Annotated in this window: 19 protein-coding genes; 18 read left to right on the top strand and 1 reads right to left on the bottom strand. The window is 43.3% G+C overall.

Going from position 1 to position 22401, the window contains the following annotated elements:
• Positions 1 to 13 precede the first annotated feature (13 nt).
• Positions 14 to 3259 carry a SusC/RagA family TonB-linked outer membrane protein gene (locus AC060N_RS05250; protein ID WP_106543308.1) on the bottom strand — a complete coding sequence of 1082 codons (3246 nt, stop codon included), beginning with the start codon at positions 3257 to 3259 and terminating at the stop codon, positions 14 to 16.
• Between the two features lie 735 nt (positions 3260 to 3994).
• Here AC060N_RS05250 and AC060N_RS05245 point away from each other — a divergent pair.
• From AC060N_RS05245 to AC060N_RS05160, 18 genes are all read left to right on the top strand, one after another.
• Entirely contained in the window at positions 3995 to 4513 is a 519-nt protein-coding gene (locus AC060N_RS05245; protein WP_479526175.1) for a UpxY family transcription antiterminator, read from the top strand.
• Between the two features lie 694 nt (positions 4514 to 5207).
• Positions 5208 to 7637 carry an SLBB domain-containing protein gene (locus AC060N_RS05240; RefSeq protein WP_479526174.1) on the top strand — a complete coding sequence of 810 codons (2430 nt, stop codon included), beginning with the start codon at positions 5208 to 5210 and terminating at the stop codon, positions 7635 to 7637.
• 52 nt (positions 7638 to 7689) lie between these two features.
• On the top strand, positions 7690 to 8067 hold the full coding sequence (locus tag AC060N_RS05235) for a four helix bundle protein (RefSeq protein ID WP_479526173.1): 378 nt from the start codon (positions 7690 to 7692) through the stop codon (positions 8065 to 8067).
• A 68-nt stretch (positions 8068 to 8135) separates the two neighbouring features.
• Complete coding sequence (locus AC060N_RS05230) at positions 8136 to 9275, top strand: Wzz/FepE/Etk N-terminal domain-containing protein (protein WP_479526172.1); 1140 nt, start codon at positions 8136 to 8138, stop codon at positions 9273 to 9275.
• A gap of 19 nt (positions 9276 to 9294) precedes the next feature.
• Positions 9295 to 9561 carry a GxxExxY protein gene (locus AC060N_RS05225; RefSeq protein ID WP_479526987.1) on the top strand — a complete coding sequence of 89 codons (267 nt, stop codon included), beginning with the start codon at positions 9295 to 9297 and terminating at the stop codon, positions 9559 to 9561.
• Between the two features lie 201 nt (positions 9562 to 9762).
• The gene (locus AC060N_RS05220) at positions 9763 to 10257 is read left to right on the top strand and encodes a hypothetical protein (RefSeq protein WP_479526171.1); all 495 of its coding nucleotides are present in this window, start codon (positions 9763 to 9765) and stop codon (positions 10255 to 10257) included.
• Between the two features lie 580 nt (positions 10258 to 10837).
• A complete protein-coding gene (locus tag AC060N_RS05215; protein WP_479526170.1) occupies positions 10838 to 11884 on the top strand; it encodes a glycosyltransferase in 1047 nt (348 codons plus the stop codon).
• A 303-nt stretch (positions 11885 to 12187) separates the two neighbouring features.
• Entirely contained in the window at positions 12188 to 12475 is a 288-nt protein-coding gene (locus AC060N_RS05210) for a nucleotidyltransferase family protein (RefSeq protein ID WP_463228817.1), read from the top strand.
• Positions 12472 to 12939, top strand: coding sequence for a hypothetical protein (locus AC060N_RS05205; RefSeq protein ID WP_479526169.1), 468 nt, complete (start codon positions 12472 to 12474; stop codon positions 12937 to 12939). Before AC060N_RS05210 ends, AC060N_RS05205 begins: the two co-directional genes overlap by 4 nt.
• Positions 12940 to 13518: 579 nt before the next feature.
• Complete coding sequence (locus tag AC060N_RS05200; RefSeq protein WP_479526168.1) at positions 13519 to 13932, top strand: nucleotidyltransferase substrate binding protein; 414 nt, start codon at positions 13519 to 13521, stop codon at positions 13930 to 13932.
• Entirely contained in the window at positions 13917 to 14228 is a 312-nt protein-coding gene (locus AC060N_RS05195) for a nucleotidyltransferase domain-containing protein (protein WP_479526167.1), read from the top strand. Before AC060N_RS05200 ends, AC060N_RS05195 begins: the two co-directional genes overlap by 16 nt.
• Positions 14229 to 14521: 293 nt before the next feature.
• Positions 14522 to 16006: a UDP-glucose 6-dehydrogenase gene (locus tag AC060N_RS05190; RefSeq protein ID WP_479526166.1), complete on the top strand. Its 1485-nt coding sequence runs from the start codon at positions 14522 to 14524 to the stop codon at positions 16004 to 16006.
• Between the two features lie 48 nt (positions 16007 to 16054).
• Positions 16055 to 17734, top strand: coding sequence for an N-acetylneuraminate synthase family protein (locus AC060N_RS05185; RefSeq protein WP_479526165.1), 1680 nt, complete (start codon positions 16055 to 16057; stop codon positions 17732 to 17734).
• Positions 17709 to 18749, top strand: a complete 1041-nt coding sequence (locus tag AC060N_RS05180; protein ID WP_479526164.1) for an N-acetylneuraminate synthase family protein — start codon at positions 17709 to 17711, stop codon at positions 18747 to 18749. The genes AC060N_RS05185 and AC060N_RS05180 overlap by 26 nt, the downstream gene beginning before the upstream one ends.
• A gap of 1 nt (position 18750) precedes the next feature.
• On the top strand, positions 18751 to 19275 hold the full coding sequence (locus AC060N_RS05175) for a KdsC family phosphatase (protein ID WP_479526163.1): 525 nt from the start codon (positions 18751 to 18753) through the stop codon (positions 19273 to 19275).
• A gap of 3 nt (positions 19276 to 19278) precedes the next feature.
• Positions 19279 to 20625 (top strand): lipopolysaccharide biosynthesis protein, encoded by a 1347-nt coding sequence (locus AC060N_RS05170; RefSeq protein ID WP_479526162.1) that lies wholly within the window; start codon positions 19279 to 19281, stop codon positions 20623 to 20625.
• 2 nt (positions 20626 to 20627) lie between these two features.
• Positions 20628 to 21845: a glycosyltransferase family 4 protein gene (locus AC060N_RS05165; RefSeq protein ID WP_479526161.1), complete on the top strand. Its 1218-nt coding sequence runs from the start codon at positions 20628 to 20630 to the stop codon at positions 21843 to 21845.
• On the top strand, positions 21820 to 22320 hold the full coding sequence (locus AC060N_RS05160; protein WP_479526160.1) for an acyltransferase: 501 nt from the start codon (positions 21820 to 21822) through the stop codon (positions 22318 to 22320). Before AC060N_RS05165 ends, AC060N_RS05160 begins: the two co-directional genes overlap by 26 nt.
• The last annotated feature ends 81 nt before the right edge of the window (positions 22321 to 22401 follow it).

Below are 22401 nucleotides of genomic sequence, written 5' to 3'. Positions count from 1 at the left end.
AAATTCCTTTTAATTACAAGTTCAGATTCACACCAAACATGAAGGTTTGTGCTGTCGGATAAACACCTTCGTCAACACCGAGACGTTGGTCGGCTTGATCAGAAGTGTCACGGATTTCCGGATCCAGTCCACTGTATTTGGTAACCGTAAACAGATTGGTAGCCTGGAAATAAACACGCAAGCGATCGATTCCCCAACGGTTAGACAGACGTGCAGGCAGGGTATACCCCAACTGGAAATCCTTCATCCGGAGATAAGAACCATCCTCAACAAAGAAACTATTCGGATCCTGGCTGGTTTCGTCGTTCGATTCAGCAATCGGCAACGAAATTTTATCGCCATTGGCATAACGGTCAGCAGTCCATGACTCATACAAACGCTTTTTACTACGGTTACCGGCAAAGTTGTTAAAGTCAATCCAGCGGTTGACGTAGTTGATCAGATCATTTCCATACGAACCCTGGAAGAACATGGTCATATCAAAGTTCTTATAGGTCATGTCGATGTTCAAACCATAAGTCAAATCCGGGTGGGGACTACCAATGTAAGTACGGTCATTATCCGGGTCAATAACACCGTCGCCATTTAGATCTTTGTACTTGAAGCGACCGGGTTTGTTGTAATCGCCGAAGGTTGGCCAGGAATTCGCTTCATCCCAGCTATTGAAAAATCCAACAACTTCATAACCATAGAAAGAAGATATCGGCTGTCCGGCTTCTGAACGGGTATACGTACGCTGACGAAGCGTTGCTCCCCAAAGTACCTCATCGGCATTGTCATTCAACTTAACCACCTCATTCTTGTAATGCGATGCATTCGCCCGTACGTTATAGATGAAATCCTTACCTACTTTTCCATGGTACGTCAGCATGATATCATATCCTGTGTTCTTCATATCGCCAATGTTCACTGCAGGACGGGAGGCATTACCATAGGTTGCCGGTAACTGAACCCCATAGAGCATATCACTGGTTTTCTTGTTATACCAGTCAAAATTAAGCTCCAACCGGTTATCCAGAATGGTCATATCCAAACCGATGTCGGTAGTTGTCGTAGTTTCCCATTTCACATCCGGGTTCGCCAGTGAGGTATTGTTAAAACCAGCTGCTGAAGATGTATTGTCTCCGGAAATGGAATAGAAGGACATCCAACTGGTAGCACTATAAGTGGCATAAGTATCGTAGTTACCAATCTGGTCGTTACCGTTTTGTCCCCAACCGGCACGTAGTTTCAGGTCGTCCAGCCATGGAACGTCGCCCATAAAACTTTCTTCCGAAATACGCCATCCGACTGAGAAGGCCGGGAAAGTACCCCAACGGTTAGCGGCACCGAAACGGGAAGATGCATCACGGCGAACAACGGCTTCCAGCAGGTATTTGTGCATGTAGTCATAGTTCAAACGGCCAAAATAAGAGAACGTTTTCCAGTCAGTAGCATAACCGGTATTCACCTGGTTAATCTCACCGGCATTCAGATAACGGTAATCAATGTCGTCTGAGAAAAACTTACTGCGACCTGCAGTGAACGTTTCATATTTATTGGAAACAGCTTCGGAACCCAACAATACATTAATGTAATGCGTATTATTAATGGTCTTATTGTAGTTCAATGTGTTAGCCCAGTTCCACTGTAATGTGTAACCATGATATTCTGACAAACTATTGGTAGCAATCGCTTCAGCGAATTCGATGTTACGAATGGTATAATCCTTACTACGGCCATTGTTCAAATCGACTCCAAACAGCGTCTTGAAAGTCAAATCCTTCATCGGCTTAATTTCCATATAGCCATTGGCCAGAACACGTAAATCGGTTCCCCAGTCATCCTTGTCACGGGTCAGATTCGCTACCGGGTTGGCTCCGTTACCGGTTCCGTTTGCTTTGGTACCGGCAAAATTGCCCATAATGTCATAAACCGGAACGATCGGCTGCATACGATAAGCCTGCGACACGGCGTTACCTTCATCGTTGTTGGTTCCGTATGAACCCTGACGTTTGGTGTAGGTAACTCCAAGGCTCTGCCCCATCTTCAACCAATCGGTCAGCTGAGCGTCCATATTCGAACGCATGGAGAAACGTTCAAAACCGGTATGTATCACAACACCTTCCTGGTTCAGGTATCCCATACTAACTGCATAGGTACCTTTTTCGGTTCCACCGGAGATGCCCACGTTATATTCCTGAATAGGAGCCGGGTTGAAAATTTCGTCATACCAGTCGGTACCTTGTTTATTCGCCCGGGTAATCAGGTTGAGTGGTCCTGCAGTATCATCATTGTTGTAGGTAGAAGGATCAGTCATGGGATCACCTTCAAATGCAAAAGTCGGAATGATGTAGTCCGGAATCTGTGGAGAAGCTCCGGTTCCGTACTGCGGATGGTTCGGTACAACGGTAGCACCGGTCAGATAACTATCGTTGGCAGCTACCTGCCAAACCAAATCTCCGTATTCCTGTGTGTTCAACAGGTCCAGTTTATTGGTCGTACGCTGAACACCATAACGGGCGTCGAAGCTTACTTTCGGTTTACCGGCTTTACCACGTTTAGTAGTGATAATAACAACGCCGTTTGCAGCACGCACCCCGTAAATAGCAGCCGAAGAAGCGTCTTTCAACACGGTCATCGACTCAATATCGTTCGGGTTAATACGGCTCAATCCACCGGTTGTCGGTACTCCGTCAATCACGAACAACGGGTTGTTATTATTAATGGTACCATAACCACGGATACGAACGGTAGCGTCACCACCAGGAGAGTTGTCGTTGGTAATGGTTACACCGGCAACACGTCCTTGCAGACGGGAAGCAGCGTTCGCAGCAGGAACAGCACGAAGCTCATCCGCCGAAACACTAGCCACGGAACCAGTCAATGATTTTTTCTGTTGGGTACCATAACCGACAACCACCACTTCATCTACTCCCACAACATCAGGAGCCAAAGTGGCACTAATATTAGTCTGATCCCCTATCTCGATTTCCTGCGTTTTCATACCAATGTAGGAAACCACTAATGTTTCAGCATCCGCAGGAACACCGGTCAGGGTATACTCACCATTAAGGTCGGTAACTGTACCAACAGATGTACCTTTCACCATGACGGTTACACCCGGAATAGGCACTCCATCCTCACCGGTTACTGTACCGCTTAAGGTCTTTGTTTGCGCAAAGGCTGATCCTGCCATAAAAACAAACAGAAGGAGCATGGTCAGGAGCTTCCTTGTCCAATTTCCATCCGGAACAGAACTCAGATTACATTTTTTCATAGATAATAGATTTAGATTAGTAAAAAATGGATACTTGTTGCGTGTATCTGTTAGTTGAGTTGAACAGCACAAAGCCATCCAACGACTAGTTAGTTTCAAATTTTAAAATGAAGAAACGATCCCGAAACGGATCTGGGTAAGTCACAGTTAGTTTCAATGCATGCGGCCACAATGAGCCACATGGATGTAGCATTTCATTGTACTTCATAATATTCGGTTCAGTTAGCTTCGTTAGTTTGTTAGCAGTGGCAATTTAAACATTTTTTTACAAAATTTAATTTTTACATCAAAAAGTTTACCAAGACATGTATCCAAACAACACCAACAAAACACTAACCACTAAATATGAATCCATTACAACATAAACTAAATACAAAAATCCGTTAACGTTTTTTCACAAAAAGCGTCGCCAGGAGGTCAATTTTCATAAAAAAAAGGTGAAAAACGCCCGTCTTCTTGTCAAAAACACAGTTTAAACCGCCATAAAACCCGACCACTTCAACATCAAAAGTTTACTTAACTCTTAAGATTTCCTCACTCGTTTAGTCTGTAACTGTTCGGAATAAATTAATTTCCTTCCTTATTGTGACACTCAACAGTCAACCAAACAGAACAATGCAAAAACGATATGACCTCCATAACCTGCTTAAAAAAATCAAATGAACGCCCTACACTTTCATCGCTTTTTATAGATTTGCATTCAGAATAAACCTGAAGCACAATAAACACCGGGGAATGGAAGCCACAAAAGAATCTCTGACGCGCTGGTATGCGGTATATGTAAAAAGCCGTTCAGAAAAGAAAGTACTGCAAACACTTGCGGAGAAAGATATCGAGGCTTACCTGCCCATCCAGAAAAAGCTCCGTCAGTGGAGCGACCGGAAGAAGCTGGTAGAAATGCCGCTGATGCCCGGCTACGTCTTTGTTCATATCAACCGAAAGGATTACGACCGGGTACTTCAAACAGAACATGTTGTTTGCTACATTACCTTTGGAGGCAAAGCGGCACCGGTTCGCGACGAAGACATCGAATCGCTGAAAAGAATGCTTCACCAGGAGCAGATCAAAGTGGAACTGACCCGCGAAGATTTGAAGCCCGGCGAACAGGTCGAGATCCTTTCCGGCCCCTTAATGGGCATGAAAGGCGAGCTTGTTCAAATCAAAGGAAAAAACAAAGTAGGTATTCGTTTACAGCCCGTTGGCTACACAGTCATGGTCGAAGTTCCCATCTCCGAATTGGCAGTTACCCGTTAACCGTTCATCAAAAAGTTTTGCACGTTCATCAAAGATTTTGATACGTTCACCATCATTTTTTAACCATTCGCCACAATTTTAACAATTCCCTTACGTTTCAGATTTTGAGTAATATTTTTATTCATTACATTTGACCGTGTAATCCGCACAAGGCAGGGTTACACGCATTTTTAAAAGACTAAAACAGATGAATCACTGGCAAACTGACGGTTAAGAACGAACAACAATTCTAGTTCGATTTTCAACCGTTGCCAATATTTTTGCCTGCTCACCCCTTTGATATGGGACTGAGGAGGCGAAGCTGTGAAAAGACGCTTCGCGGTTCGAGGTTACAGGTTTCAGGTTGAGCTTCGTGGTTTCTGTTGTTACTGTAGTTTCTGTAGTTACTATTGTTCACCTCCGGTTCATCCGGTAGCAGCCTGGCAGGGCCACGATACATCGTGGCCGCGCAGAAACAACAAGAATAAATATTTCAAATAAAAGTCGGCGTGTGCGGCGCAGGAGTTATAGGTTTTCAATCTTGTCCGGAATGTGCGCCTCTGTGGATGCCCCGTGAATTTATTACCCAAGGCGTTGCCATTGGGCTGAATTGAGCTGGCCTCTCAGGCTGTGTGTACTGCAACCTCGAAGCAATTCGTGTAATTCGCTATAATTAGCGTAATCCGTATTTTACAAATAATTATATAATCTGAATATGTTGAAGTTGAAAACCATTTTCACCCTGGTGATGCTATCGCTGACTCTGGCGGTTTCACAGGGAATGGCACAAACCCAAAGCAGCAATGTCAATCCGTCGCAGGTGGATGTAAGTAAGCTAAGCGACGCCCAGGTCCGTAAAATCATGAAGGAAATACAGGACCGTGGTTTGACACAGGAACAGGCCGTCGCTTTGGCCAAAGCACGTGGCGCCTCCCAGGCCCAGGTTGACCAGTTAATGGCACGAATCCAGCAACTGCAAAATGGCACGGGGCTGGAACAATCAGCACAGGAAACAACTTCAACCGGATTGCAATCCATCTCCGCCGACACATTATCAGTGAAGGCCCCTATCAAACCCACGCCGGAAAACAAAAAGGTCTTTGGTTTCAACTTATTCAATTCGAAAAATCTCACCTTCGAACCCTCTGTCAATATTCCTACACCCAAAGATTATGTATTAGGCATTGGCGACGAATTGGTGATTACTGTTTGGGGAGCCTCTCAGGCCACTTACCAGCTAACTATCGACCAAAATGGCGCCATCAACATCCCCGATATCGGTCCGGTATATGTGGCAGGCAGCACGTTCGAAGAAGCCAACAAACAGATTCAAAAACGACTTATCAGCATCTACAGTGGACTTTCGGGTTCCAATCCCAATACATACGCCGAAGTCAGCATGGGCACGGTTCGCAGCATCAAAGTCAACGTGATTGGCGATGTCAACGCCCCGGGAACCTATACCCTGCCGGCCACTGCTTCCGCCTTCAATGCACTCTACCTTTCCGGTGGCCCTACAGAGAATGGTTCATTTAGGAACATCCAGGTGATTCGGGGAGGCAAAGTAGTACATACTATCGATGTATACGATTTCCTGGTCAACGGCAATTCCAAAGCGAATGTGCAGTTACGCGATCAGGACATTCTCTTTATTCCCACTTACAAATACCGCATTGATGTAGAAGGCGCTTTCAAACGCAATGGCCTCTTTGAAGTTAAAAAAGGAGAAACACTGGCTAATCTGATTAAATATGCCGGTGGCTTTGCCGAAAATGCTTATACGCAAAATCTATCGGTGACCCGGAATACTCAGCGGGAAAAGAGCATACTGGATGTCGACCAAGCAAAATTCGACCAGTTCACCATGCAAAATGGCGATATGGTAAAAGCCGACACCCTGCTCGACCGGTACACCAACCGCGTCACCATCAACGGAGCAGTTTTTCGTCCCGGTTCCTACCAGTGGAAAGAGGGAATGAAACTCTCCGACCTGCTGAAAAAAGCGGACGGTCCCAAAGAAGAAGCGTTCCTCAACCGCGCCATCCTCTCCCGCCGCAAAGCTAACTGGGAGTGGGAAAACATTGCTTTCAACCTGGGTGATGTGGAAAAAGGCACATGGGATACGAATCTCAAGCCCAACGATGTGGTCACCATCCGCTCCATCTTCGACATGCGGGAAGGCCAGACGGTAAACATCGTGGGAGAAGTATTGAATCCCGGCAAGTTCCCTTACAATGATAAAATGACACTGGAAGACCTGATTTTCCGTGCGGGTGGCTTCAAGGAAAATGCTGATGTAGCCTTCATTGAAGTAGCGCGCCGGCTAAGTCACAGCGAAGCAGCGGAAACGACCAACCAGCTGTCGCACATCTTCACCTTTAAGGTGCCCCGGAATTTAAAACTGAACCCGAAGGATGCCGGCTTTGTCCTGCAACCATTCGACCAGGTATATGTGCGCCGCGCACCCGGCTACCGCGACCAGGGAAGTGTATCAGTGACAGGAGAAGTAGTGTATGCCGGAAGTTACAGCATTGCACACAAAAATGAACGAATTTCCGATATCATTAACCGGGCCGGTGGTCTTACCCGGGATGCTTACCTGCAAGGAGCTACACTCACCCGAACCACAGGTCTGACCCAGGAAGAAATCGATGCCCGCAAAGCATTAATGGCAAAAGATACGACCTTACATCTGGATATCACGCCAAAGCAGCTGGTCGGAATCGATTTAGCCAAAATCATGGACAATCCCGGCAGCGCGATCGATCTGATGCTCATGCCCGGAGATGAAATAAACATTCCGAAAGAGATGCAGACCATCAAGGTATCCGGTGGCGTAATGAACCCCGTGGCACAGACCTTCGAACAGGGCAAATCGCTGAGAAGCTACATCAATAAAGCCGGAGGTTTTGCCCCACGCGCACGGCGCGGCAAAGTGTATGTCATCTACCCCAACGGTACAACAGCCACTACCCACTCCTTCTTGTTCCTTACCCGGAATTATCCGAAAATAACACCCGGTAGCGAAATCATCGTCCCGGCCCGCCCCGACAAGGAAGGCATGTCAGCCGCCCAGTGGATTAGCCTCTCCAGCGCGCTTAGTGCCATGTCGTTGACGATCGTCACACTGGTAAACAGACTGTAAAATATTAGGTGTAGGGTGTAAGGTATAAGGTGTAAGGTATAAGGCAGCAATAATGGGTGATTATTCAAAACTGGAAGTTTGGCAGCTTGCGAAAGACCTGGCGGTAGAGATATACCGGTATACGAACGAAGGAGCTTTAGCCAAAGACTTCGATTTACGAAATCAGATTCGCAGAGCTGCAGTGAGTATTCCATCTAACATAGCCGAAGGAGATGAAAGCGGTTCAGCACAAAACTCAATTCGTTATTTCAATATTGCCAAAGGCTCATCAGCTGAATTAAGAACACAATTGCTAATTGCATCCGAGATTGGTTATTTGTCGAAAGAAAGCTATGATGAATTAAACGAGAAATGCAATGCCATATCGCAAAAACTCGAAAAGCTGATTCAAGCCCGGCAAAAACGAATCAAAAGTTCCCGTACACCATAATCCTTATGCCCTATACCATACACCCTAAACCCTATACCTTAAACCTTTATCGTTAAAACAATCAAATCATGTCTGACATTCAGCAATCACAACATACCCCCACTCCCGAAGTCGCCGACGACGAAATCGATCTCATTCAGCTGGCGAAAACCTTCTGGGAAGGACGGAAAACTATCATCAAAACGGTAGCCATCTTTGCGGTGCTGGGCCTGTTGGTCGCGCTTTTCAGTGCCAAACAGTACACCGCTACCACCACCATGGTCCCCCAGGGGGCCGATGGCCAGTCAAAGTTGGGAGGTCTTTCAGGGCTGGCAGCAATGGCCGGATTCAACCTCAATATCGGGGGAGCCTCCGATATCACGCCGGCCGTCTATCCGCAGATCATCTCCAGTGTGCCGTTCCAGTTGGGGCTAATGAAAACCAAACTCACTTTCAAGGGAATCGACCATCCGGTATCACTTTTCGATTACTACACCGAATATGACAAGCCCAATCCTCTCATTAAATACACCATTGGCTTGCCGGGAGTCATCCTGAAGGCCATCAAAGGAAAACCGGAAGGCGGAACTTCGGCTGACAACAACGGTCCCATTCAGTTAACCGATGACCAAAGGAAAGTACAAAAGAAACTGGCCGATTTGGTCTCTATCGACTACAATGATAAGGACGGTTATGTCACCCTCACCTGCAACATGCCGGAAGCATTGCCCGCTGCACAGTTGGCAGCACACACGCAGAAAATGCTGCAGCAATACATCACCGATTTCAAGGTAAAGAAAGCGAAGGCCAATCTCGAGTTCGTGCAGCAGCGGTACGACGAAACAAAAAAACAGTTTGAAAAAGCACAGGACGAACTGGCCCGCTTCCGCGACCGCAACAAGAATGTGGCCACCGCCATGGCACAAACCGAGTTGGAGCGTTTGAACAGCAACTACAACCTCTTATCGAGTGTCTATACCGAGCTGGCCAAACAACTGGAGCAGGCCAAAATACAGGTCAAGGAAGATACGCCGGTCTTCACCATCATCGAGCCGGTATCCGTTCCCCTGGAAAAATCCAAACCCAACAGACCGATGATCCTTATCATCTGGATCTTCCTTGGTGGCATCATCGGCACAGGAGTGGTCTTCGGACGTGAATATTTGCAGCAGTTCAAAGAGCGCTGGAATTCTACCGACGGGGACGAAAGAGAAAACATCGAGAGTTAATCTTTATATTAGGTAAAAACTGAACAATGTACCTTTTCAAAAAGAGGCTAAATTGAACATCTGGTACAACGACAACAAACTCGACAAGTATTACAAAGCTGATTTCATTTGTTACGATCAAATAATCATTGAATTAAAAACGACGCCAGTTTTAATTGATACACACTTCAAACAAGTTATCAACTATCTGAAAGCGACAAAATATCCGCTGGCTTATTTGGTCACATTCGGTGGAAAAAGCCTGAAGTTCAAACGAATCATCAATACCAACAGCGTCAATCCGTGAACCCAATCCGTGTTAATCCGTAACTTAAAAATTCGTGTAATTGACTTCGTCGAACTTCGTTTCGTCCTAATTCGTGAAATCCAAAAAAGAATCAACGATTTGCCCAACGAATCCCTCCAAACAACATTAAAAACCAATTAACCATTCACTTGATCGATCGTGCTGGAATCCCTCATTACATCCCAAACAAGAATTAAGCTGTTGCTGAAGTTTTTCCTCAACAGCAGCACCTCGTCTTACCTGCGTGGGCTGGCCGATGAATTCAACGAGTCATCCAATGCCATCCGCGTGGAGCTGAACCGTTTTGAACAGGCCGGACTGCTCACATCGAGTTTCGACGGCAACAAAAAGATGTTCACCGCGAATACAAAACACCCGTTGTTCCGCGACATCCACAACATCCTCATGAAACATGTGGGGATCGACCACGTGGTCAGTGATCTAATCAGTAAGCTGGGACATGTCTCGCGTGCCTGGCTGACAGGCGAAATGGCTGCCGGCCGCGAGAGTCGCATCATCGACATCATCCTGGTCGGCGAAAACATCGATCGTAACTACCTTGGCCGCCTCACGACCAGCGCCGAAAAGATGACCGATCGCAAAATACGTACCCTATGCATCATTCCGGAGGAAGAACAGGAGTACCTGAAAAGTGAAAAGAATGCCCTGCTCCTGTGGGAAGCAGATGAGAAATAGAAAGAAGGAGAAAAAGAGAGAGGGAGAAGTTGAGAAAAGGGGATAGGGTGAATGGGTGAAGACGAGAATGGGTGAAAGGATTGACACAGATTGACACGGGAAAAAGATTACACTAATTTTCCCACGCACCGGTCGATCCCGCACGAATTACACTAATAAGGGCTTCGAGGTTGCTCGGGAGAAGGCCTGAAGGGCCGTCATTCCAAAACTTGGGGGAAGAAAGACTGGCGGTAGCCAGGATGACGCCGCCCCAAGATAGAATGCGATTGCCCCAAGAGGCGCACGTTGGGTTCAGGATTGAAATAGAAACGTTCCTGCGCCACACATGCCAGCATTGATTTGAAATGTTCAGTCGTGTTATTTTTGCGCGGCCACGATATATCGTGGCCCTACGTGGCCGCTACCGATTGAACCGGAGGAGAACAACAGTAACGACAGAAACAACAGTAACCGCGAAGCGTAACCTGAAACCTGAAACCCTCTAACAACAGTAACAATAGTAACCATAGTAACAACAGTAACCGCGAAGCGCAACCCGAAACCTGTAACTTGAAACCTGAAACTGTTTGAACAACATTAAATGACAGAAAACAAATCTTCGATTGGCGTCGTCATTGTGAATTACGTGACGTATTCCGATACCATCACGTATGTGCGGGACGTATTGTTGCAGCAGAGAGACATTTCTCTGGAAATTGTCATCATCGACAATGATTCGCCCAACGAAAGCTTCCAAAAGTTACAGGAACACTTTGCAACCAACGAGCAGGTTACGGTCATTCAAAATGAAACGAACGAAGGATATGCCCGGGCCAATAACCGGGGCATCCGGTACCTGGAAAAGCAGGCGATTGATTATATACTGGTCTCCAACAACGATGTGTCGTTTGGTGATAATCAACTGCTGAGTAAATTGGTGGATTGGTATAACAGTCTGGAATCACCTGCGTTCATCAGTCCGGTGATGCATGTCCGTGGGCAGATGAGCAAACGAAATTCAGCATGGAAGTTACCCGACAAGCGCAAAGAGATTTTGGGAGCCACCCGAATCCTCAAAGGACTGGCGGTTCCCTACCTGAAACGGTACTATTATCCGTTGCAGTATCCGTCAAAAGAAGCGCTTCCGGTCGACTGTATCCCCGGGTCGTTCTTCATGGGAAAAACGGAGGTGTTCAAAGAAGTTGATTACCTCGACGACCAGACTTTCCTTTATTACGAGGAGACCATTCTGGGCGAAAAGGTGAAACGTGCTCAACGGCAGAACTACATCATCCAGGCACTGGCGTACGAACACAATGCTTCCAAAACCATCGGACTGTTTGTTTCGCACCTGCAGAAACACCAATATATTCTGGAAAGCAAGTTACGTTTCTGGAAAGCCTACAAAAACGCCGGCTGGGCTTACCTGACAACGTTGAAAATGCTCTACCAGGTGTGGAAAGTGGAATTCTTTGTTTTCTATTCGGTGAAAAAGCTGGTAAACGACAGCGTTAAACCAATCATCAATGGCTTATTCAACAAACCGGAAGAAGCCGAAGTACAAACCATTTTCGATTGCATCGCGGTTCCGGTATATGTGAATAACAACCAGCACGAACGACAACAAAAATTGAAAATGGAGAATTGAAAATTGAAAATGAAGTGAAACGCAGTTCGACAAGCTGTATGATTTGAAAGATTGTAACGAATTGAACAAAACAAACACGAAAGCCGCTGCGATTGCCCCTCTCCCAGCCTCTCCCCAAATTGGGGAAAGGAGTTTGGCCGGAGCCTTCGAAACACAGTCAGCGAAAATCAGCGTCAATCCGTGATTAAAATCCGTGTTAATCCAGCTTTCAATTAAAAAAAAAGACGCCCATAGTAAATACCTGAAAAACAACAAAGCAACCGTCTTAACACTTACAACTCTTTATCTTTTTATCTTTGTTTCATGCGACTGAAACCCGAAATCATACAATTCATCAGGGAACAGGCAAGACAATTATTTCCCGGCGTCCGGATTTACCTGTTTGGCTCGCGGTTATCGGACCGAACCAAAGGAGGAGATATTGATATTTGTCTACTTTCGGAGGAACGGATCGATAAGAAACAACTACGGATTTTTCGACGGGAATTTTACAAACGCTTTGGATGGCAAAAGATCGATTTGGTTAATTTTACCCATACCGATCAGTCAGCCTTCAAACAACTAATTATGTCCGAAGCCGAACCGCTATGAGCAGACAAAATCACAAATACCTGGTGCAGCTCCTTCATGAAGAACTGGGATTATTGGATAAATCGCTCAATACACTGGAGCGATCCGTTCAAAAATGCAGGGAGATAGGTAGGAAGGAGGAATATACATTTGAAGAACTCGAATCGTTCGATTCACTGACCTCCAAATTCGGCAGAACATCCGACCTGTACACACAAAAAATCATTCGGACCGTATGGATGCTGCTGCACGAGCCCTTTGTCCCGTTCATTGACTTGCTCAACAAAGGGGAAAAAATCGGATTGCTCACCTCAGCCGATGAACTGATTGAGATTCGCGACCTGCGCAACCAGATTGCTCATGAATATATACCGGAAGCCATTACGGAACTGGTACCCGATGTGATCGAAAACTGTGAACGCCTTTTCGGCAACATTCGCACCACACAAAAATTCATCGCACAACGCAATTGGACAAACCAGTAACTGTATCATACTGATTAGTCTTACATTACGCGAAACACAGTTCAATGAAGTCAATTTAAATAATACCAATTACGCCAATTAAAGCTAATTACGCTTCGAGGTTACAGTAGGAAGACGATTGACACAGATTTGATTCACGGATATACACGGAGACATTCGAGGTTATGGGAAAGTAGGGGGCGATAGGCCTATCGCCCCGGGTAGATGTCACACAGGGAAAAGAGGCGCACATTATTAAGTGGATTGAAATGGTGACGTTCCTGCGCCGCACGCACGGCATCAAAACAACGTTCGACAAACGGTATGATATTTTAACGAATTGAACAAAACAAACACGAGATACGCTGCTATTGCCCCTCTCCCAGCCTCTCCCCAAATGGGGGAAAGGAGTCTGGCCGGAGCCTTCGAAAACACAAACAGCGTTAATCCGTGAAATCATCAGTGCTAATCCGCGACCACAAATCCGTGTTAATCCGCGATTTCAAAATCCGTGTTAATCCAAACATTAATTGAAAAACAGACTTTCTTAGTTTAATACCCTCAAAATATAGTTCTACAAAACCAACAGTTACCTGTACGATGACCGATATCCGGTGGAAACAACGGTTTTCCAATTATAAAAAGGCATTGGCCACCCTGAAGAAGGGTGTTCGCCAATACCACGAAAAAGGCCTCTCCGACCTGGAGAAGCAAGGCCTGATTCAGGGGTTTGAGTTCACGCACGAACTTTGCTGGAAGGTCATGCAGGATTTTTTAAAAGACCAGGGAGAAGCGAATATATACGGTTCAAAGGATGCCACCCGCATGGCCTTTAACCGGGGTCTAATTACCAATGGGACGGTCTGGATGGATATGATTGCAGACAGAAACCTGACGTCGCATACCTACCGGGAAGAAATTTCGGAACAAATTCTGGACCGGATCGTCCACGCCTATTATGATTTGTTTACCGGCTTCGAAAAAAAAATGGATGAGTTATGCCATACGGATTAAGCGATGCAACAATTGCCTTGCTGAAAAAAGTGTTCGACCGCTACGAACAAGTCAGTGAAGTCATCCTTTACGGCTCGCGTGCCAAAGGAAACTATGCCGAAGGCTCCGACATCGACCTGACCCTAAAAGGGCAGGAACTCGAATTCTCGGATTTGCAGAATATCAGTAAGGATATTGACGATTTGCTGTTGCCCTGGATGGTAGACATTTCGATTTTCGCCACCATCAAAAACAACGACTTAATTGAGCACATACAGCAGGTAGGAAAAACGATATACAAACGAACCCGGCCATGATAAACCGGATGTATGCCCGCCCGTCGAGGGTATGGAGACGCTAGGGGCGATATGCTATCGCCCCGGCTAATACCCCAACCTCTCCCCGAATTGGGGAAAGAAGTTTGGCCGGAGCCTTCGAAAACACAAACAGCGTTAATCCGTGAAATCATCAGTGCTAATCCGCGACCTCAAAATCCGTGGTAATCCGTGAACCCAATCAGCGAAAATCCGTGATTCCGAAATCCGTGTGAATCCAAACCATATTTGAAAAACATATCCTTAATCAAAATAATTCGCAACTTCAAAGTAACATGATCCCAAACAACGTCAAAAACATCGCCTGCATAGGTGCCGGATACGTGGGAGGGCCCACCATGGCCGTCATCGCACAAAAGTGCCCCCACATCAAAGTAACTGTAGTAGATATTAACGAGCAGCGCATTGCCGATTGGAACGACACCGACCTCGATAAATTACCGGTGTACGAACCCGGCCTCGACCAGGTGGTAGCCGAAGCCCGCGGTCGCAATCTCTTTTTCTCCACCGATGTGGAAAAGGCTATTCGCGAAGCGCAGATGATCTTCATCTCGGTCAATACCCCCACCAAAACGTACGGGGTAGGAAAAGGCATGGCCGCCGACTTGAAATACGTGGAGCTCTGTGCCCGGCAAATTGCCGAGGTCGCCACCGAGGACAAAATCGTAGTGGAAAAATCCACTCTCCCGGTCCGAACGGCTCAATCCATCCGCACCATACTGGATGCGTCCCGTGGGGACGGTGACAGAGATGCCGTATACGGCGTCTCTACGGCACCCCGTTTCACGGTGTTGTCCAATCCGGAATTCCTGGCCGAGGGTACCGCCGTCACCGACCTGCACAACCCCGACCGTGTTCTCATCGGGGGTGAGGAGGATGAAGATGGCCAACGCGCCATGAACGCACTGGTGGATGTGTATGCCAACTGGGTACCCCGGGAACGCATCCTCACCACCCGCATCTGGTCCTCCGAGCTATCGAAACTCACGGCCAACGCCTTCTTGGCACAACGCATCTCTTCCATCAATGCCCTGTCGGCCTTGTGTGAAAAAACCGGAGCCGATGTCGACGAGGTCGCACATGCCATTGGTACCGACAGCCGTATCGGACCGAAGTTCCTGAAATCCTCCGTCGGTTTCGGGGGAAGCTGTTTCCAAAAGGACATTCTCAACCTGGTGTACCTCTGCCGTCACTTCAATCTGCCCGAGGTGGCCGATTACTGGGAGCAGGTAGTAAAGCTCAACGATTACCAGAGGCACCGCTTTGCCAAGCAGATCATCGATACCCTCTTCAATACCGTTTCCGGGAAGAAGATCGCTTTCCTGGGCTGGGCTTTCAAGAAAGATACCAACGATACCCGTGAGTCCGCCGCCATCTATGTAGCCGACGAACTCCTCCAGGACCACGCCGAGATACACATCTACGACCCCAAGGTCCCCAAAGAGCGTATCTATGCCGATCTGGAATACCTACAGCAACATCGACGAGTCGACAATTCGTGCAATTCGTCCGAATTCGCGAAATTATCCCCGGCATTGATCAGGGAACTAGTGCATGTACATGCCGATCCTTATGAAGCACTAAAAGATTCGCACGCCATCGCTGTGCTCACTGAATGGGACGAATTCCGCTCCTACGACTGGCAGAAAATCTACGACGCCATGCGCAAACCGGCCTTTGTGTTCGATGGGCGAAATATCTTGGAGCGGGAAGAATTGAGGAAAATCGGCTTCAAGCTAACGACTATTGGTAAAGGGTAATTACCCATTTTTAGAAAGAATTGCAAAAAATTTAAACCATCTAGCAGCATGAAAATTATTGCCGAAAGTGCATTCAACCATAATGGAAATCTTGCATACTTGAAAGAGTTAGCGAATGCAGCTAAAGAAGCAGCAACTGATTACTTTACGGTTCAAGTTATGGACCCTAATCAATTCTGTACAGATAATTATTCAAAAGTAAATATTTATAAAGAAAATTCATTTTCAGAAAAAGAATGGACTGAAGTATTCCAGCACTGTTCAGAGATTGGAATCCAGGTAATACCGTGCGTATTAGAAGAAAATTCTTTCAATTTCTGTTATGATTATGGCTTCAGACTTTTCAAGATTCACGGAACTGATCTGACTAATATCCCATTCCTTTCGTTAATTACTCAAAAGAAAGACGTTAAAATAATATTGGAAACTCAATGTTCTACATTTCAGGATATTGAGTGTGGATTGGGGTTAATTGAAGACAACATTGAGGCAATTTTTCACGGATACTCCGATTACCCGACTGAACTTGAAGAACTCAATCTCAATGCAATAAAATCTTTGAAAAGAGATTTTCCCAATTTCAAACTCGGAATAGCAGATCATTCTCCAACCATAAAGGAAATTCCAATATTAGCCCTGGGACTAGGTTATGATTATATTGAAAAACACATAACTTTATCCAGGAATAATAGAAATTTCGATTGGCAGGTCTCTTTATATAAAGAAGAGTTTTCCTTAATGGTACAGGCAATCAAAATGTACTCAAAAGCACTTGGGAAAGAACTGAAACACCCGACCAAAAGAGAATCGAGTTATAGAAGTGTAATCTACAAGAAAGTCCAAGAAAATTCGACCGTTCTAAAACGTAGTGATACAGGAATGGATTTTTTATCACATGAATTTAGCTCTTTTGACAAAAATCGGGTTGGCGTCGCATTAATTGCCAGACTAAAATCTCAAAGATTAAAACAAAAAGTTCTTAAAAAGTTTTCCAGAAATTCAATCATTGAAGACTTATACGATAGGCTCCTAACAACCAACAAAATAGCATCAATACATTTAGCTACATCTAACTTAGAGGAAGACAATCCCCTTGTTTCACTTCTTGGAAAGGAGAAATCATTCGTCGGACATCCTATCTCAGTGATCGATCGCATGCTTTCATTAGCACGAAAAGAAAAGGTTGGCGGCATTTTCAGAGTAACAGGAGATAATCCCTTTACAGATCCGACCTTAATAGATAGGATGGTTGAACTATTCATTGAGCATGATCTGGACTATGTCCGAGCCAATAATGTCCCATTTGGTGTATCGGCAGAACTTTTTTCTACCAAATATTTGTGGGAGCTATATCTAAATATGGATAATCCCTTGAATTCTGAGTATCTATCCTGGTTCGTTTTAAACGATGAAAATGCTAGAAAAGGATGCATTAATTTCATTCCGGAAGACGATAGAACAAGATTTGTCAACCTGTCCATAGATTACCCCAAAGATTACGACAGAGCTGTATTGTTATTAGAGCGCATAAATAAAGATAAGCCAGAATCTATCACTCTAAAGGACATTGTCACAAACCTGGATTTAAACGATATCACTGAAAGTGATAAAAAAGTTAAACTCCCGGAAGGTAATTATGTGACATTTAGCAATTACCTGGCATTGATGAACAATATTAATTACGCAATAAAAGAAGACCTCCATGAAAAAGACTTATTTAATTGGTGAAATCGGACAGAATCATAATGGCTCTGTTGATTTAGGGAAACTACTTATCGATATCGTAGCACGACCCGTCGTTGATAAACTGTTTGGAGAGAAATTAGTCGGTATGGACGCTGTTAAATTCACCAAACGCGATCTAAAATACGAGCTCTCTGAAAGTCAAATGAACAGACCATATGACACACCACATTCTTTCGGAAGAACATATGGCGAGCACAGAGCCTATCTTGAACTATCTGATGAGGAACACTTTGAACTTTATAAACACACAAAATCTCATGGACTAGATTTTGTTGAGACATTATGTGCGCCCAGCACCTTGTCAATGTTAAAACTCTTCACTCCGGATAAATTAAAAGTGGCATCCCGCGATGTGACAAATCTTCCTCTTCTAGAGGTGATGGCTGAAACAAAACTTCCTATTATTCTGTCATTAGGGATGGCAGGTAAGAAAGAATTAGATGATGCGCTTGATATTATTACCAAATATCATTCAAACATATCTATTTTGCATTGTGTCTCCGAGTATCCAACTCAGTACAAAAATGTTAATTTGAATTCCATCCATTATCTTAAAAAGTATTATTCTGAGTATCTGATCGGTTACTCTGACCATACTATCGGAATTGCTACCCCAGTTGCAGCCGTTGCAATGGGAGCTGAAATGATTGAGAAACATATCACATTAGACAGAAAGATGAAAGGAACTGACCAGGCGGGTTCCCTGGCAATCGATGGTATCGAAAGAATGGTTAGAGACATCCGTAACCTCGAAATGTCAATTGGAGAAGAAGAACTGTTCATATGTGATGACGTAAAATCGGCAAAAGAAAAACTTGAACGGTCAATTGCAACGATCAAACCTCTCAAAGCCGGACATATTATCACGGAAAATGATATTCACCTATTATCCCCGGGTAGTGGTCTAAAGTGGACTGAAAGAGAAGAAATTCTTGGAAAAAGAATAATATCAGCTCTTCCGGCTAACGAAATAATATATCCTGACAACGTTAACTAGAATGAAGTTACCTAAATTAGTTCTCACAGATATAGATGGTGTCTGGACCGACGGTGGTATGTATTATGATCAAAACGGTAATGAGTGGAAAAAATTCAACACTTATGACAGCGGTGGTGTACTTTTTTGCCACCAAATGAATATTCCTGTCGGAATACTCACCGGAGAAGAGACCAATATTGTCAAACGAAGAGCTGAAAAATTAAAAATTGATTTTCTATACCAAGGGGTGAGAAATAAACTCGAGGTTGCTAAAAGTATATGCAATAAGTTAAATATTACTCTGGAAAGTGTAGCATATATCGGAGACGACATCAACGATATTGAACTACTACGTAATGTTGGAATATCCGCCGCGCCATTAAACGCGGCGGATATTGTAAAAAGAGAGGTCGATATAATAACGGAGGCCCCAGGAGGGAAAGGTGCATTTAGGGAATTCGTGCTAAAAATTCTCGATACATGCGGCATAACTCATGACAAACTTTATGAAATGTACCTAAAACAGAGAATATTCAACCAATAAGAAATGATAATTAAAAGACTCCGAACACTGTTAAAAGGAGAACTACAAAGAAATCTTTTAACGTTCGTTTCTGGAAATTTTTTGGCAGTAATAATCAGCAGCATTAGCATGCTATTACTGCCAAAGCTGTTGAGTTTAGAAGATTACGGCATATATAAAACATTTACACTATACCTGAGTTATACAAGTCTATTACATTTTGGATTAAAGGATGGAATATATTTGATCCAATGTCAAAATAAGGAAGAAGACACTAATAAAGACAATATATATTATAGCTGGTTTACGACACAGCAGATTTTGGTATCACTAGTCATCGTTTTATTTGCGTTCATTTTTCAGTCTCAGCAATTCTTTATCATTCTCCTGGCAGCAACAACATTTTTCTTCATTTCAAACACCTATTTCGATAGCTATTCACAGGCATATCAACACTTTAAAGTTCCTGTAAAATTTCGACTGATTAAAGAGTCATTGTTCTTAGTAACTCTAACAGGAATCTTTGTATTATTGAAAACGGGAATATCTTTTCCCATTTCTATAAATTATAAAATAATATTAATTATCAACCTAACCGTAATTGTTCTCTTATGGACATTATACAGGTCTCATTTTCGTAAAAATCTCAAATTTCAAACAGAGCACTTATTTAATAACTTTAGATTACTAAAACAAGCGTACAGACGCGGAAGCAAAATCCTGGTCGGCAATTTTGCGCATCAATTCAATGCAAATTTGGATAAATTATTGGTCAGTTCGTTTTACCTCAAAGAAGATTTTGCGATATACTCATTCGGAGCCATGTTCTTCATGTTGTTAAACTTATTATCAACAAACATATCGCAGGTTCTTTTACCATATTTATACAAACAGGATAATAGCAATACAAACCTAAAGTATGCCAAGATTTCCATCATCAATTCGTATGTAGGCCTAATTATTTTCCCTTTATTATTGGTTGTCATTTTACTTATACCAATATTCTATCCCAACTATGTAGAGTCTATCAAAATCATTTCATTATTATCATTAGGGATGTACTTTAACATCCAGATAACAATGTCTCAAAACAATTTCTTGAAATTACATGTCAAAGACCATTTGTACATAAGAAACAATATTATTTCAGTGGCACTTCTGTTCGTAGTTGGTATAATAATAGCAACCTATAAGCTACCAGCCTATGAATTTGCATTGGCGGCTTCGCTGTCAATTCTTGCCAAATATATTCTTAATGACATTTACATTTCTAAAAAACTAAGATACAAAAAACTACAGCATTTATTTATCACCTACGGCTTGCCAACAATCATGTTCATCCTAATTAATCTAATAACAATATTCAGCTAAATATGTCGAAAAAAAAAGTCTTGTTAGTTGGTCAAATTCCAAAAGAATATGGAGGGTCCTACACTACCGGGGTAGCAAATGTAATTATGAATCTCCTCCCGTACTTTTCCAATGATGAGTATGAGATAATTCTATGGGCTTCAAATTATAAGCACCCAACAAATGCAAAAGTTCATAATATCGATATTTATGGATACAGCTATAAAAAAACTCTATATTTTCTTATCAAATATTTATCAAAGAAACTACACAGACTATTCGGGATACTGAAATACCGAAAATACGGAATCAGCCCTCTAAAAAATTTGTTGTATGAATCAAATTTGAATCGTTTGATCAAAGAATTTCAGCCGGACCTTATTCATGTCCATAATATCAAATTTTTCCCGGCAACCTATTACGCTAATAATAAAAATAATCATAATATTATTTTAACCTTCCACGGAATTCAAAACAATGACCGCTATAGTATAGAGCAAAACAGAAAGTTAGGCATTGACTTACCAAAACTTTTTAAATTGGTTTCAGCAAAATTGAAATGGTGTAGTGTCTTAACAGATTCGATGTTTAATGAAGCCCATAATTCACTCAGTATCCCCAAAGAATACATATACAAGATCTCTAATGGAGTAAGCAACATTTTCAATTTCAATAATGAAGAAAGACGACAACTCCGAAATGAGTTCGGTTTATCTAATGATGATATATTATTCTTATCAGTAGGTGCTCATACTAAAAGAAAGAATTACGTCGAAGCTATTAATTACCTGGGACTCAAATACGACAATTTCAAATATATAATTATTGGTAAGACTGGAGATTACGAAAGAGAGATTCGGGAAATCACTGAAAATGATGAACGAATCATGATAGTTCCTTACGTTGACAATAAAGAATTATATAAGTATTATTCAGCGGCAGATTTCCTAATGCTTCCCAGTACAAATGAGGGGCAGGCGTTAGTCGGCCTGGAGGCACTTTCCTGTGGACTACCACTTTTGGTAAACCTTAAAATTATCGGTACGCTTGGAATAGACGAAAAGTACTTTAATCATTATTATCAGACAATTGACTTCGAGCAATCATCTAATATTGAATTAGATACTATAAAAAAGGAAGAGAGAAGGGAATTAGCACAGTTAGCTCAGACCCACTTAAATTGGAAAAGTTCAGCAAGAAAATATTTAAACCTTTATGAGGAAATTATTAAAAATATATAAAGTACTTAGAAGCGCGATATTCAGCCTTATTGCAAAAAGAACGTGTGGGCATTATGAATCTATAAAAGCCAATGGATACACGCGATTAACTCAAAATACTTCTTGTGGGAAAAATGTAAATTTCAATGGTTGTATAATATATGGAGCTGGAAAAGTAATGATTGGTGCCAACTTTCATTCAGGAAACGGGATGAAAATAATAACTCAAATACATAACTACCAGGGTGAGGCAATCCCTTATGACAATACTTATATAACGAAGGATGTAATTATCGAGGATAATGTGTGGCTTGGGATGGATGTCACCATTTTATCAGGCGTAAGAATAGGTGAAGGGGCAATTATCCAGGCAGGTAGCGTTGTCGTAAACAATATTCCGAAGTATTGTATCGCAGGTGGTCATCCAGCGAAAGTCTTTTCCAAAAGAGACGAAATGCATTACCAAATGTGTAAAAAAAATAATTTATACCATTAGTTGATGAGTCAAAAAACGAGTAATCTGTTATTTAGGCTATTAAGTGGCCTTCTTCTTCTTCTAATAAGTTTTATATCTTTT

It is taken from the genome of Prolixibacter sp. DSM 2831 (assembly GCF_056493735.1).
This window is presented reverse-complemented; position numbering and strand designations above follow the sequence as displayed.

What these genes read in the sequence shown, in the direction of transcription:
- AC060N_RS05250 (WP_106543308.1), bottom strand. Translation starts at nt 3,259, where the DNA reads ATGAAAAAATGTAATCTGAGTTCTGTTCCGGATGGAAATTGGACAAGG.
- AC060N_RS05245 (WP_479526175.1), top strand. Translation starts at nt 3,995, where the DNA reads ATGGAAGCCACAAAAGAATCTCTGACGCGCTGGTATGCGGTATATGTA.
- AC060N_RS05240 (WP_479526174.1), top strand. Translation starts at nt 5,208, where the DNA reads ATGTTGAAGTTGAAAACCATTTTCACCCTGGTGATGCTATCGCTGACT.
- AC060N_RS05235 (WP_479526173.1), top strand. Translation starts at nt 7,690, where the DNA reads ATGGGTGATTATTCAAAACTGGAAGTTTGGCAGCTTGCGAAAGACCTG.
- AC060N_RS05230 (WP_479526172.1), top strand. Translation starts at nt 8,136, where the DNA reads ATGTCTGACATTCAGCAATCACAACATACCCCCACTCCCGAAGTCGCC.
- AC060N_RS05215 (WP_479526170.1), top strand. Translation starts at nt 10,838, where the DNA reads ATGACAGAAAACAAATCTTCGATTGGCGTCGTCATTGTGAATTACGTG.
- AC060N_RS05210 (WP_463228817.1), top strand. Translation starts at nt 12,188, where the DNA reads ATGCGACTGAAACCCGAAATCATACAATTCATCAGGGAACAGGCAAGA.
- AC060N_RS05205 (WP_479526169.1), top strand. Translation starts at nt 12,472, where the DNA reads ATGAGCAGACAAAATCACAAATACCTGGTGCAGCTCCTTCATGAAGAA.
- AC060N_RS05200 (WP_479526168.1), top strand. Translation starts at nt 13,519, where the DNA reads ATGACCGATATCCGGTGGAAACAACGGTTTTCCAATTATAAAAAGGCA.
- AC060N_RS05195 (WP_479526167.1), top strand. Translation starts at nt 13,917, where the DNA reads ATGCCATACGGATTAAGCGATGCAACAATTGCCTTGCTGAAAAAAGTG.
- AC060N_RS05190 (WP_479526166.1), top strand. Translation starts at nt 14,522, where the DNA reads ATGATCCCAAACAACGTCAAAAACATCGCCTGCATAGGTGCCGGATAC.
- AC060N_RS05185 (WP_479526165.1), top strand. Translation starts at nt 16,055, where the DNA reads ATGAAAATTATTGCCGAAAGTGCATTCAACCATAATGGAAATCTTGCA.
- AC060N_RS05180 (WP_479526164.1), top strand. Translation starts at nt 17,709, where the DNA reads ATGAAAAAGACTTATTTAATTGGTGAAATCGGACAGAATCATAATGGC.
- AC060N_RS05175 (WP_479526163.1), top strand. Translation starts at nt 18,751, where the DNA reads ATGAAGTTACCTAAATTAGTTCTCACAGATATAGATGGTGTCTGGACC.
- AC060N_RS05170 (WP_479526162.1), top strand. Translation starts at nt 19,279, where the DNA reads ATGATAATTAAAAGACTCCGAACACTGTTAAAAGGAGAACTACAAAGA.
- AC060N_RS05165 (WP_479526161.1), top strand. Translation starts at nt 20,628, where the DNA reads ATGTCGAAAAAAAAAGTCTTGTTAGTTGGTCAAATTCCAAAAGAATAT.
- AC060N_RS05160 (WP_479526160.1), top strand. Translation starts at nt 21,820, where the DNA reads ATGAGGAAATTATTAAAAATATATAAAGTACTTAGAAGCGCGATATTC.